The sequence below is a fragment of the Ruegeria sp. AL3 genome (assembly GCF_056536065.1).
In genome coordinates, this window is the sequence record NZ_JBQFJG010000002.1 from 873169 (window position 1) to 886646 (window position 13478).

Below are 13478 nucleotides of genomic sequence, written 5' to 3' on the forward strand. Positions count from 1 at the left end.
CTCATAAGTGCAACAGAAACCCGTGTTCCTTGGCTGAACCGGGCGTCTGCGGCCGTTTAGGGTTTAGGCATTCTGCCAAATATTTTTTTATTTTTTTGGACACGTTCTCGAAGCTTTTGATCCGGTGGCAAGCTTTCGCTTATTCCATGGACTCTGTAGTGGGGATTTGCCCAAGGCGGTGAACCGGTCAGAACCGCCGAGGGTAACATCCATGCCATTTTCGGCAGATTGCAGGCCCTATTTGCGCCAACGTCAGACAAAGCTCCAAGGGCCAGATACCGGACCGCATAGGCACCGAGCGAACTGAGCCTCGTTAATGATCTGTTACGTTAACCGTTCGCGACATACTCAGCAATGGCGGCCCGGCTGCCACGCTGCCATATCAGGGTCAGCCAGCGGGCAAAGGCGCTGGAAAACTGTGTACTGATCCCAAAGTCACCGCTGTAGAACCCCTGTTCCAGCCAAAGCTCAGGATCAGTTTTGGACGCTTTTGCGGTGCTGTTCAGGCTTTCCCACTGGGGATCATTGGGAGTGATCTCGGAGCCATCCTCACGAATACCCGCACACATCCGGCACCAGAACGCTTCGGCGAGAGCGAGCCCGTTTGCAGAAGACCCTGATGTAAATGCATCGCGGAGCGACGGTAGCAAAAATCCGGGATGTCTTGCCGATCCGTCGAATGCAACCCTGCGTGTGGTGTCGTGAATCGCCGTGTTTGCAAATCGGCTCTCGATCAACTCAAGGTACTCATTTGCAGTGGTCTCGGGAACCGCTTCGACATGCGGAAGGATTTCTTCGACCTGCACTTTTCGAAAAAACGCCACGATGTCCCGGTCCTTCATGCAGTCGGCAATCGTCGAAACACTCAGTATTTCTCCGACATTTGCCAACAGTTGATGACCTCCGTTCAAAATGCGCAACTTCATGGTCTCGTAACCATGGACGTTGTTGGTCAGTATTGCTCCGACGTTTTCGAGGGGCGGACGCCCGGCGCAGAAGGCATCCTCGATGACCCATTGGCGAAAGTTCTCATGCGAGACGGGCGCTCTGTCATCGACGCCAAGGGCGCGGCATTGCGATACCAATTGGTCGGTGGTCGCTGGTACGATGCAATCCACCATCGAGTTGGGAAACGCGCCATGCCTGTCGATCCAGTCGGCCAGTTCCGGGTCGGACATGCGCGCCAATCCCACAACACAGTTTCGCAAAATCGTTCCGTTGCCCTGAAGATTGTCGCAGCTGAGCGCCGTGAACGGGGTCAACCCCTCGGCGCGCCGTCGTCTGAGTGCCGCAACCATCGCGCCGAAGGCCGTACGGGGCTGATTGGGGTTTTCGGCGTCATGACGGATATCTGCGTGATCGAAATCGAATGCGCCGCTGTTGGCATCCAGAAAATACCCCCCCTCGGTAACAGTCAGCGAAACGATCCGGGTGGCCGGATCTGCCATCGCGTGGATGAGGGCAGCGTTGTTTTCCTCGATCGGCAGGTAGTCGATCATCGGGCCAACCACCTCGGCGGACATTCCGTTTGGCCCTAACTCGATCAGCGTTGTGAGGCAATCCTGCGCCAGCAATCGTTCTCGCATGACAGCGTCATAGCTTCGCACACCCGCTCCGACGATTGCCCAGTCATGGGCCAGCCCCTGCTGCATGAGCTTGTGAACATACCAGGCCTGATGCGCGCGATGGAAATTACCCAATCCAATATGAACGATGCCCGGCGTCAGATCCGAACGTTCGTACATCGGGGTCTTCACGGTGGTTGGCAGCTTGGACAGACTCTCTTGCCGCAGCCGTGCAGGGGTTTTTGCGTTCGCCACAGGGTCCATCAGCTCATCCAATTTCCGCCGTCGACGTTGTAAGTCTGCGCGACGATGTACCTGGCCTCATCAGAGGCCAGAAAAACCGCCATGCCTGTCAGGTCTTCCGCGCGCCCCATGCGGCCATATGGAACAGCTGACGCCACTTCACGCTTTTTCTGGCCAAGGGGCTTGCCTTCGTGTTTTGCAAAAAAGGCGTCCACACCATCCCAGTGTTCGCCATCGACGACACCAGGGGCAATCGCATTTACGTTGATCCCATGAGAAATCAGGTCCAGCCCCGCCGATTGGGTCAGGGATATGATCGCCGCCTTGCTGGCGCAGTAGACAGCGACCAAAGGTTCACCCCTTCGCCCGGCCTGCGAGGCCATATTGATAATTTGGCCTTTGGTTCCGTGCTCGATCATATGTTTGGCGACGGCCTGCATCGTAAACAGCGCGCCCGCGACGTTGATGTCAAAAACGCGATTGTAGTCGGCGCGCTCGATCTCGACGATTGGTGCGGCGGTGAAGATGGCCGCGTTGTTGATCAGAATGTCGATTGGGCCGAATTGCGTCGCGGTTTTGGCTATGGCCCTATCGATGCTCTGCTGGTCGGTCACGTCCATTTCGACAGCGAAAGCTGCCGCGCCAATTTCAGCGACCGCGTCCTGTGCGCGCTGGATGTCGATGTCGGCAACTGCGACCCGCGCGCCCTCTGCCACATAGGCCTTGGCAAATGCCAATCCAATGCCCCGCGCAGCCCCTGTGATCAGGGCGGTTTTGCTCGTCAGACGTTTCATTCGATCCGCAGACCGTCTGCGTCAAATCTGTGGATTACATCGGCGCGTGGGGTCAGATGAATGCGATCCCCATGGCGGAAACCAACCTCGCCATCGGCACGAACAGTGATTGTCTCGGCCAGTCCGGTGTCGTGGACGTGGAAAAATGTGTCCGAACCAAGATGTTCAGAGACGCTGACGCGCCCGGACCATTCTCCTTCGGAGTCCGACACCGCGATGTGTTCCGGTCGAATGCCGATCGTTTGTGCGCCATGCTTTGCCGCTTCGGGCCCTTCGATAAAATTCATCTTGGGCGAGCCAATGAACCCCGCAACAAACAGGTTGCGTGGCGTTCGGTACAGTTCCAGCGGGCTGCCAACCTGTTCGATCACGCCAGCCTGGAGCACAACGATCTTGTCCGCCATGGTCATGGCTTCGACCTGATCGTGGGTGACGTAGATCATCGTTGTCGCGAGGCGTTCATGCAGCTCGCTGATCTCCAACCGCATGCCCACCCGCAACGCTGCGTCGAGGTTTGAAAGGGGTTCATCGAACAGGAACGCGGCTGGCTCACGAACGATAGCCCTACCAATGGCGACGCGCTGGCGTTGACCACCGGACAACTGGCCCGGGCGGCGATCCAGGTAATCGGTCAGGTTCAGGACACTGGCCGCGCCCTCAACCCGCTTGTCGATTTCAGCCTGATCCAGTTTCGCCATGCGCAGCGGAAATGCGATGTTCTTGCGAACGGTCATATGCGGGTAAAGCGCATAGGACTGGAACACCATTGCCAGCCCTCGCTTGGCGGGCGGCACGTCTGTTGCGTCTGCTCCATCGATTTCTATGTGGCCACTGGTGATGTCTTCCAGCCCTGCGATCAGGCGCAGCAGCGTGGATTTGCCACAGCCCGAAGGGCCGACGAAAACGGTGAACTCGCCATCTTCGATGGTCAGGTCCAGCGGAGGGATGACCTGAACGTCGCCGAAGCTTTTGGTCACGGACTTGAGTTGTATGCGTCCCATGAGGAATGCTCCTTATTTCACAGCGCCGAAGGTCAGGCCGCGGACAAGTTGTTTCTGGCTGAACCAGCCAAGGATCAGGATGGGTGCAATTGCCATGGTCGAGGCCGCGCTGAGCTTGGCAAAGAACAGGCCCTCGGGGCTGGAATAGCTGGCGATGAAGGCCGTGAGCGGTGCCGCGTCAACAGCGGTCAGATTGAGGGTCCAGAATGCCTCGTTCCACGCAAGGATAAAGTTCAGCAGGACGGTCGAAGCGATGCCGGGAATGGCCATGGGGGTTAGGACATAGAGGATTTCCTCTTTCAGCGTCGCCCCATCCATCCGTGCGGCTTCCAGAATTTCACCCGGAATTTCGCGGAAATAGGTGTAAAGCATCCAGACGATGATCGGCAGGTTGATCAGCATCAGCACCACGACCAACCCTCCGCGCGTATCCAGAAGGCCCAGTTGGATGAACAGCAAGTAGATCGGGTACAGCACACCTACGGCCGGCAACATCTTGGTGGACAGCATCCACAACAGGATGTCCTTGGTTCGTTTGGACGGAACAAACGCCATCGCCCAGGCGGCGGGCACGGCGATGATCACGCCCAGCATGGTCGACCCACCGGCGATGATCACCGAATTCCACAGAAACCGCATATAGTCCGAGCGTTCCTGCACGATGGCGTAGTTTTCCAGCGTCCAGTCAAAGTTCAGGAACAACGGAGGGCTGGCAATGGCCTGCGCTTCGGTTTTGAAGCTGGTCAGGATCGTCCAGAGGATCGGGAAGAAAATCAGCAGTCCCACGGCCCAGGCAAGGGCGGTGTTCAGCGATTTGCGTCGGGATGTGACAGCGCGGGCCATGGGTTTTCCTCCTCACGCGTCCAGGTTCTTGCCGACGATGCGCATCAGGAAGATCGCAACGATATTGGCAAGGATGATTGCGTAGACACCTCCGGCTGATCCGAGACCAACATTCTGGCTCTCCAGCACACGCTGGAAGATCAGGTAGGTGAGTGTACGGGTACCGAATGCGCCGCCGGTGGTCACGAAGATCTCGGCGAAGATCGACAACAGGAATATTGTCTGGATCAGGATTACGATGGTGATCGCGCGGCTCAGATGCGGCAGAATGATGTGGTAGAAGCGCTTCAGAACCGGTGCGCCATCCATTTCGGCTGCTTCCAGTTGCTCGCTGTCCAGCGACTGAATTGCGGTCAACAGGATCAGCGTTGCAAAGGGCAGCCATTGCCACGAAACGATCATGATGATCGAGGTCATCGACGCCTCGGACAACCACGAGATCGGCTCGGCCCCGAAAAAACGCCACAGATGGGCCAGCAAACCATTGACCGGGTCCATGAACATGTTCTTCCACACCAGCGCAGACACGGTGGGCATGACGAAGAACGGCGCGATGACAAGGATACGGACAATGCCTTGCCCCCACATCGGCTGATCCAGCAGCATGGCGAGCAGAATTCCGAGAATGACGGTTATGATCAGGACACCGCCAACAATGACCAGTGTTGCCTGCACCGCGGGCCAGAATGTACTGGACGAGACAAAGCGGACGTAGTTGTCGAACCCGACCCAGCCCAGATCACCCCCGCGCAGAGGCAGATATTTTTTGAAAGAAAAGTACAGCGTCATCGTCAATGGCACGAGCATCCAGCCAAGCAGCAGGACCACTGCGGGTGCCATCATCAGGCGAGCAACGGATCGGGAGTGTTGAGTAGCCATTACGCAAACCCTCTCTGTTCAGGCGTAACTCAGCCTGCGAGAAAAACGCGAGTTGTGGAAGTGGAGAGAGCAGGGGACAGATCACCTGTCCCCTACTGGGAGGGATGCCTCAGTACCCTGCGGCTTCCATTTCTTCAGCCGTAAAGGCCTGCGCCTTTTGAAGCGCTTCATCTACAGTCTGCTGTCCGGCATAAACCGCCGAGAATTCCTGACTGACCTGTGTGGCAATGCCCGCGAATTCCGGGATCGCAACGAACTGGATGCCAGTATAGGGTGTTGGCATGGCACAGCAGTTCTGCGGGTCGGCCAACAGGATCGACTCGAGCGTCATCTTGGCGAACGGAATGTCCTTGTAGTTCGCGTTCTCATAAAGCGAGGTGCGCGCGCCCGGAGGGACATTGGCCCAACCTTCGTTTTCCGCCACCAGTTCGATGTAATCCTTTGAGGTCGCCCATTCGATGAACTGCTTGGCTGCATCCTCTTTCTGGGTTCCCGCCGGAATGGCCAGTGCCCAGGCCCACAGCCAGTTGGCGCGCTTGTCGACGCCTTCCGAATTTGGTGCCAGAGCAAACCCGACCTTGTCCGCGACAGTTGAATCATCCGGATTTGTCACAAAGGACGCCGCAACAGTGGCGTCGATCCACATTCCGCACTTGCCCTGCTGGAACAGCGAAAGGTTTTCGTTGAAGCCGTTGGTCGCGTAACCGGCAGGGCCGGATTCATTCATCATGTCGACAAAAAAGGTTAGCGCCTCTTTCCATTCGGGCTGATCAAACTGAGGTGTCCAATCTTCATCAAACCATCGTGCACCAAAGGAATTCGCGGTCACAGTGATAAAGGCACCGCCTTCACCCCAGCCCGCCTTGCCGCGCAGGCAGATGCCGTTGATGTCGTTGTCACGGTCCGTCATCGCAGCCGCCGCCTCGCGGATGAACTGCCATGTTGGCGCCTCAGGCATCTCCATCCCGGCCTTTTCCATCAGGTCGGTGCGATACATGATCATCGAGCTTTCGCCATAGAACGGTGCTGCATACAGCGTGCCGTCATGGCTCAGGCCACCCGCCATCGCAGGAAGCAGGTCGCCGACATCATATTCCTCAGACAGCCCATCCAAAGGAACCAACCAGCCATTTGCGCCCCAGATCGGCGTTTCGTACATGCCGATGGTCATGATATCGAACTGACCGCCCTTGGTGGTGATGTCGGTGGTAACACGCTGACGCAGGACGTTTTCCTCCAGCGTCACCCATTCCACGTCGATACCAGTCGCCTCGGTGAAGTTGTCGGTATAGCCCTGCATCCGGATCATGTCGCCATTATTGACGGTTGCGATCGTGATCGTTTCTGCATGGGCCGCGGCCGTTGCGACAAAGGTCAATGCCGTCGCCGCACGAAGTGCATTCTTCAAATACATCCTTGTCCTCCCTGAGCTTGGATGCCGTACTCGGAAAGTAGTGCGTAATTTGTCGCGGCGTCAATAAAAACTTTACGCGCGTTAAAAAATGAAGCTACGCAGAATCCCTCAAAACCAGTCGTGCGGGGAATAGCGTTTCCGATCGCGCCTGAAGTTTCCCGCCACTTTCAATGAGTTGGAACAGGGTTTCAACACTGCGCGCCGCTACATTATCATAGTCATGCGCTGCCGTTGTCAGGGATGGACATGTAAATTTTGCGAACGGGTGCCCATCATTCGAAGCTACACGCAACGTGCAATCCTCTTTCCGACCGACCCGAATCCCCTGTTCGTAGCAAGCGGCAAGAAAGCCGATGGCGAGCCGGTCATTGCTACACAGAACCGAGTTCGTCCTCAATTGACCTTCCTCCAAGATCTTCATCGTGCCTCTGTGTCCAATTTCTTCAAACGCCCAACCTTTGCCATCAACCTTGAGAATATGCGGCTCATGTCCGAGGCGCTCCATGATTTCGACATACGCCTTGCGCCGTTTGTTGGCATTGGGGTTTGCGGGTGTTCGCATTTCGAAGAAGGACGGGGGTTCACCAGTGCGGGTCATGTATTCGACGGTTTGCGACACAAAGCTAAAGTTATCCGATCCGACAAAGGCTGCTCCCAGACCATCAAGATTGCTGTCGAACAGAACGGTCGGCACATTGGCACAGAATTTCTCGATCGCAGACCTGTCCGAAATTCGGCCCAAAGGGGCCAAAAGAACACCGGCGGGTTTCATCGATTGCAAGCCGTCCAGAATTTCGTTCTCCAGCTTCTGCTCGCCATGAGAGCTGAACAGGGACGGCCGATAACCTGCCGCAATGCAACTTTGTTCCAGATAGCGTGCAATCTCGACAAAGAACGGGTCCGCCAGATAGGGCACGACGATTCCGATATTCTTGGTAAGCTTCCGGTTCTGGTTCACCGCGTAAATGTTGGGGCGATAGTCGAACCGTTCCAGCGCCTCTTCGATTCGGGCCCGCGTCGTGGGGCGAACGCTGTCGGGATCGTGAAAGTATTTGGAAACCGTAGGGCGCGAGATGCCGCTGAGCGCTGCAAACTCTTCCATGTTCTTTATCTTGGTCATGCCAGTCTGCCTGCTGGTATTGTTCGTCGTGAACTTATCATAGATTTACATATTCTTTGCGCGCGCTAATAAATCAATAGCCAGAGCGGCCTCGTGCTACCAGCGTGCGACAAGGCGTTCAAAGGGTTTCGAGAGCGACGCCGCCCTTTTGGCAAGATTCATTCAAATTGATGACAAGGCTGGCGAAACGTATCCAGGAAGGTCTGTGTGTAGCTTGGCCGGCGCTTACGGCCGAGAACTGTGGACTGAACAGCAGGCTTGGACGGGGTAAGAAAAAGGCTAGAATATTATGATCGAACACTAAACCCAAATTCTTGACGATCTTATCTAAGCGATTGGTTTTAAACTATGGATGCTATTGCCCAACTGACCAATTGGATGATTGCCGAGGGGCGTCGTTCGGATGACCCGGAAAAAGTTGTGTCATATTTCTGTTCGTCTCTGATCGAGGCGGGTGTGCCGCTCTGGCGGGTCAATATCGGTCAGCGTTTCGCCAATCCGCTGCTCATCGCATGGGGGATCGTCTGGACACCGGATGGCACCGAAAGCTATGACGTGACACATGAGACCATGCTGACGGATGGGTATGTCGGCAGTTCATTCGAATACATTCTTGAACACCGTAAGCCACTTCACAAAAGTCTGCGGCAATTGGATCCCAAGACCGAGCACTTATCATATCTTGAATTCGCTGAGCTGGGTGGCACCGATTACTATGCTACGCTGCTTTATTACGGAGACGGATCGCTGCACGGCTGCACTTTTGTCACCCGGTCGCCAGAAGGCTTCTCGCCCCGGCATCTGAAAATGATTGAGGGTGCATTGCCCGCTCTGTCCTCTGCTCTTGAACCTGTCACCATGCGCAAGTCGTCCAAAGGTCTTCTGAGAACCTATCTTGGCGATGGGCCCTCTGATGCTGTGTGGAACGGGCGGATCAAGCGAGGGGAACGCACAACCCTTGACGCAGTTGTCATGTTCTCTGACCTGCGCGGTTTCACCGCTCTTTCAGACAGGGCATCCGAAGAAGACGTTTTCGACATGTTGAGTGGATATTTTGATCTGGTCGTGCAGTCTGTCGAAGAGAGTGGCGGCGACATTCTCAAGTTCATGGGCGACGGCATTCTGTCGATATTCACTGTCGAGACACAGGAAGGTTTGAACGCCCAATGCAAAAGGGCAGCACAGGCCGCTCAAAGTGTTTTGACCGGTTTGGCCGCACTCAACCATCGCCGCGATGAGGCTCAGAAGCCGCCGTTGGACATAGGCATCGGGATCAATGTCGGGCAGGTCAGCTATGGCAACATCGGCAGTCCCGGCAGGCTGGATTTCACTGTTCTGGGCAGAGCGGTCAACCTCGCAAGCCGTATTGAGGGGTTGACGAAATCCCTGGGCCACAGAGTTCTGGCGACGTCAGCCGTTGCCGCTGCTTCGCCTGAACTGTTCTCAGCTTGTGGGTTTCACGAAGTTCGAGGGCTTGCCGAATCCATCGAGTTGTACTCTCTCGTCGAAAAGGAGCCTCAAGCCAGCCCCATGCCGGATCGCCACATGGATCCGGACAACATGGATTGAGAATCGCAAGCTTCTACATTGTCCGCAATGCCGAATTCGATTTGGGCTGCGGGCGACGAGGCCGCGCACTGCGCTGATTAAGGTGCCGTCGCAGGACCCTTGGACGAAATGTATTCGCGCTCAAGGACCTGGGCGCATCCGAAGCTGATGCTGCGGACACACCTGGCCTTTTCGCGTCACAAAGCAATCCGGGCCGAGGTCATGGCTTTTCCGTAACCACCCGCCATGAGGCCCGTGATTGCGCCATTCTCGATATCCAGATCGACCTTTATCAGGCTCGGGCTTGCCGGGTTCATAAACACCCCCTGTTCGATTTCAAATGATCGCTGAGACGTGCCGCCGAAATCGTGCAACACGCATGCAAGTGGCCCGGCCGCCATCCCAGTGGCGGCTTCTTCATCTATCGCGTATCTGGGTGCGAACATACGGGTTGTGGCGTCCCGGCTGGTGATTGAAGGGTCTTTCGTGAATACGTAATAGCCAATCAGATCCAGTTTCTCGCTGATTTGCTTGATTTTGGCCAATTCTGGTCTGATTTTGGCAAGGGTTGCTGCATCCGATAGACCGACGACGATAAAGCTGTTGCCGGTATTGACCAAAACCGGAGCAAACCTCTGATCCAGGTCAGTTTTGTCGACCCCGAGACAGCTCAGCACATCGTCGAGTTTCACGCCCTTTTCGATCCATTCCTGTGCACCCGAATAGCGTGGGGCCAATTGTTCCATATAGGCGGCACCGTCTTTCATGAGTATGCGCCTGGGGCCATCAACTGTTTCCTTTGAAGTATCGGGTTTGGGGATCCGACCCAACGCATCAAGGTGAGAGAAGGCGGCGATTGTTGCATGACCGCAATGAGCGATGCGCCGGTTCGGTGTGAAGAAATCCAGCTTGAAACCTTCCGTCTTGGACCGCGAGACAAACGCCGTCTCGGACAATCCAACTCTTGCCGCCACGGTTTGCATATCTTGCGCGCTCAGATCATCAGCGTCCAGAACGACGCCTGCGGGATTTCCTCCGGTGCCACCGTCGACAAACCCGTGCACGATTTCAACCGTGACATCCCTGGCAGTGTTTGTTTGCGTATTCATTGATCGTCTCCAAACATGAGGCCGCGCCCTTGATCGAGGCGCGGCCAGTTGCGCATCAGTTGCCGGCGGCGGTGATGCGGTTCAGGAATGCAGTCATCTGTTCCGCAATTTCAGACCCATATTCTTCCAGCGCGAAGTGTCCGGTATCAAGCAGATGAAACTCAAGATCCTTCAGGTCGCGTTGATAGGGCAGGGCGCCTTCGGCCGGAAAGATGTGATCATTCTTACCCCACATCAGCAGCGCAGGTGGTTGATGCTCACGAAACAACGCCTGCCATTTCGGGTACTCGGCAACGTTGGTGCCGTAGTCCAGGAAAAGTTCAAGTTGCACCTCCTGATTACCTTCGCGATCAAGCAGGTATTGGACGTGCCAATAGTTATCCGGGCTGATCAGTTCCAGCCTCTGTACACCGTGGGTGAACTGCCACTTGGTCGCATCCAGAGTAAGAAACCCTCGAAGCTGGTCGCCATTCTCTTTCGAGGGGTCGGCCCAATAGGCTTTGATCGGGTCCCAGAATTCGCGCAGCCCTTCCTCATACGCATTGCCGTTCTGAATGACGAAGCCAGTGACCCGTTCGGGTTGTTTGGCAAACATCCGGAATCCAACCGGGGCACCATAGTCCATCAGATAGACCGCGTATTGATCGACACCCTTCCGATCCAGCAGAGACGTCATGATTTCGGCGATATTCGCAAAGGAATACTCGAAGTCTTCGGCTTGCGGCATATCCGACGCCCCAAATCCGGGAAAATCGGGCGCGATCACGTGATAGTTCTTGGCCAGTTCGGGGATAAGGTTGCGGAACATATGTGATGAGGTCGGAAACCCATGAAGCAACAGAACGGTTGGCCTGCTCGGGTCTCCGGCCTCACGATAGGCGATATTGACCTCGCCGATTTTTTCTGCGTGGAAATTGACCGCTTGGGTGGCTTCAATGCCGGTCTCACTTGCGATTGCAGGGGTCGGAGTTAATGGCACCGCGATGGTAAGCGCGAGAAGACTTGCGCTCAGGATGGATTTCAGATTGCGCGACATGGGTATTTCCTTTCTTGGGGTTTTGGGGGCGCGTCTGAACGCGCGGGGTTCAGCATCGGTCAGCGTTTCTGGCCGGGCTTTTCTTTGTGCTCTGCGTTTTGAGCTTTCAGTTCCGCCAGTTCATCGCGAAGCGGCGCCATATGCTCTTCAAACTCATCCAGGGTCAGGCGTTGGGGGATGTGCTGCGGGCAGTTCCAGTCCATCGCTTCAAGCTTGATCACAATGGCCCGCTCCGGGTGGCCCCTGTAATTCGGGTCACTCAAACGTTGCGTCAGGGCCGGATCATCCGCGCCATCAACAAGTTTCGCCCGGCCCCAGATCTTGAGGCGTCTCCGGTTGGGATAGTCCATCAGGATCAGAGAAATGCGGTCGTTGTTCAGCAGGTTACCTGCGCTCAGATATTGCCGGTTGCCGCGAAAATCTGCGTAGGCCAGCGTCCGTTCATCCAGCACTTTCAGAAAGCCTGCCGGTCCGCCGCGGAATTGAACATAAGGCCAGCCGGTTTCAGAGACGGTCGCCTGATAGAAGCCGTCCCTTTGTGCGATGAAGCTGGCCTCGACCGGGCTGATGAGGTCTTCCTGAACAGCGCCGGCCAGAAACTTTGCATAACCTTCAGCCGATTTGTTCTTGGCCTGTGTTGCACGTACGGAAGGCGTAAAAGTGATTTCTGCAAAAGGACGTGACATTGAATTCTCCATCTCAGCCGGGCAGAGCCCTGGGGTTGAGGTGAAGCTAGTCCAAGCCTTGGTGTTGCAGAATATCCCTAATTGGCAATATATTATTCCAAAATATGGAATAGTAGTTTGGATAGATTTCACGCTCTGAGCGTTTTTGTGAAGGTGGCCGAGTTGAAAGGCTTCGCGGCCGCAGCGCGCCACCTCAATATGTCGCCACCAACGGTAACCCGACTGGTCTCCATGCTGGAGGACAGCCTGGGGCTTCGTCTTTTTGTGCGCACCACGCGATCAGTCAAGCTGACGGACAGCGGGCGAAGGTTCTTTAAAGATGCCAGACGCATTCTGGTGGATCTCGAGGAGGCAGAGCGTGCCGCCGTCGGATCCTATGCCGAACCGACCGGGGAACTCAGCGTGACCGCATCGGTGTTGTTCGGCCGCATGTTCGTCACTCCGATTCTGGGTGAATTTCTGGAACTGCATCCAAAGCTCTCTGCGCGCACTCTCTATGTGGACCGCGTGGTCAATCTGGTGGATGAAGGCCTCGACGTCGGGATCAGGATTGGAAACCTTGCAGATTCAAGCCTGATGGCGGTGAGATGTGGCGCGGTGAGGCAGGTCGTGTTTGCCGCTCCGGCATATCTTGATTCGCGCGGCGAACCAGACACACCCGACGACCTGGCCAATCACGCGATCATAAACTCAACCGCCCTGCACGCCTCGGCCCAATGGCATTTTCAAAAAAGCGAAACGGTCGTGACAAAGCGCGTGAACCCGCGCATCAGCATGAACACCAATGACGCGGTGATCGAGCTGGCGCTGCAAGGGCATGGCATCGGGCGGCTTTTATCCTATCAGGTTGCACCCTACGTTGCGGACGGGCGGCTCAGGACCGTTCTGAATTCGTATGAACCACCCGAGGTCCCCATCCATCTTGTGCATCAAGAGGGCCGCACCGTGTCTGCAAAAGTGCGCGCTTTTGTCGATTTTGCGGCCAAACGTTTCAAATCCGACCCCTATTTGGATGGATTCCGACCCAGGCCTGAGAGTTAGGCCAAAAGATTCGCCGAACCACGCCATCCGGTCGCGGCTAGGGTCGCGTCACGGTCCTGACCGACAGATCACTCTGGGCATGCCCTTTGAAGTGATACAGCGCGAGGCCTGCCCATATGCGAACATGTGCAACAAAGCTTGCCACCAACTAGATTTGCCGGCACGAAACTGAAATCTCAGATCCCGGGTGCACACGCTT

Annotated in this window: 12 protein-coding genes; 2 read left to right on the plus strand and 10 right to left on the minus strand. The window is 56.0% G+C overall.

Translation table 11 applies throughout. From position 1 onward, the window contains the following. Positions 1 to 329: 329 nt before the first annotated feature. From ACR3E6_RS20380 to ACR3E6_RS20410, 7 genes are all read right to left on the minus strand, one after another. Positions 330 to 1829: a mannitol dehydrogenase family protein gene (locus tag ACR3E6_RS20380; protein ID WP_480489057.1), complete on the minus strand. Its 1500-nt coding sequence runs from the start codon at positions 1827 to 1829 to the stop codon at positions 330 to 332. After that, the gene (locus ACR3E6_RS20385; RefSeq protein WP_480489059.1) at positions 1829 to 2602 is read right to left on the minus strand and encodes an L-iditol 2-dehydrogenase; all 774 of its coding nucleotides are present in this window, start codon (positions 2600 to 2602) and stop codon (positions 1829 to 1831) included. The genes ACR3E6_RS20380 and ACR3E6_RS20385 overlap by 1 nt, the downstream gene beginning before the upstream one ends. Beyond that, the gene (locus ACR3E6_RS20390; protein WP_152460302.1) at positions 2599 to 3603 is read right to left on the minus strand and encodes an ABC transporter ATP-binding protein; all 1005 of its coding nucleotides are present in this window, start codon (positions 3601 to 3603) and stop codon (positions 2599 to 2601) included. The genes ACR3E6_RS20385 and ACR3E6_RS20390 overlap by 4 nt, the downstream gene beginning before the upstream one ends. Before the next feature lie 12 nt (positions 3604 to 3615). Further along, entirely contained in the window at positions 3616 to 4446 is an 831-nt protein-coding gene (locus tag ACR3E6_RS20395; protein WP_152460301.1) for a carbohydrate ABC transporter permease, read from the minus strand. A 12-nt stretch (positions 4447 to 4458) separates the two neighbouring features. After that, entirely contained in the window at positions 4459 to 5325 is an 867-nt protein-coding gene (locus tag ACR3E6_RS20400) for a carbohydrate ABC transporter permease (RefSeq protein ID WP_171636017.1), read from the minus strand. 109 nt (positions 5326 to 5434) lie between these two features. Then, entirely contained in the window at positions 5435 to 6739 is a 1305-nt protein-coding gene (locus ACR3E6_RS20405) for an ABC transporter substrate-binding protein (protein WP_209833976.1), read from the minus strand. Between the two features lie 94 nt (positions 6740 to 6833). Then, complete coding sequence (locus tag ACR3E6_RS20410) at positions 6834 to 7859, minus strand: LacI family DNA-binding transcriptional regulator (RefSeq protein WP_170345410.1); 1026 nt, start codon at positions 7857 to 7859, stop codon at positions 6834 to 6836. A gap of 348 nt (positions 7860 to 8207) precedes the next feature. On the opposite strand from ACR3E6_RS20410, the gene ACR3E6_RS20415 reads away from it, so the two are divergent. Next, complete coding sequence (locus ACR3E6_RS20415) at positions 8208 to 9428, plus strand: adenylate/guanylate cyclase domain-containing protein (protein ID WP_480489063.1); 1221 nt, start codon at positions 8208 to 8210, stop codon at positions 9426 to 9428. 176 nt (positions 9429 to 9604) lie between these two features. Here the strand turns inward: ACR3E6_RS20415 and ACR3E6_RS20420 are convergent, their stop codons facing one another. Genes ACR3E6_RS20420 through ACR3E6_RS20430 form a run of 3 tightly spaced genes read right to left on the minus strand, consistent with a single transcriptional unit; the run spans position 9605 to position 12238 of the window. Beyond that, positions 9605 to 10516 carry a PhzF family phenazine biosynthesis protein gene (locus ACR3E6_RS20420; protein WP_480489065.1) on the minus strand — a complete coding sequence of 304 codons (912 nt, stop codon included), beginning with the start codon at positions 10514 to 10516 and terminating at the stop codon, positions 9605 to 9607. A 55-nt stretch (positions 10517 to 10571) separates the two neighbouring features. Further along, positions 10572 to 11552, minus strand: a complete 981-nt coding sequence (locus tag ACR3E6_RS20425) for an alpha/beta fold hydrolase (RefSeq protein ID WP_480489067.1) — start codon at positions 11550 to 11552, stop codon at positions 10572 to 10574. A 59-nt stretch (positions 11553 to 11611) separates the two neighbouring features. After that, positions 11612 to 12238: a pyridoxamine 5'-phosphate oxidase family protein gene (locus ACR3E6_RS20430; RefSeq protein ID WP_480489069.1), complete on the minus strand. Its 627-nt coding sequence runs from the start codon at positions 12236 to 12238 to the stop codon at positions 11612 to 11614. A 117-nt stretch (positions 12239 to 12355) separates the two neighbouring features. On the opposite strand from ACR3E6_RS20430, the gene ACR3E6_RS20435 reads away from it, so the two are divergent. Beyond that, positions 12356 to 13279: a LysR family transcriptional regulator gene (locus ACR3E6_RS20435; RefSeq protein ID WP_480489071.1), complete on the plus strand. Its 924-nt coding sequence runs from the start codon at positions 12356 to 12358 to the stop codon at positions 13277 to 13279. Positions 13280 to 13478: the final 199 nt, after the last annotated feature.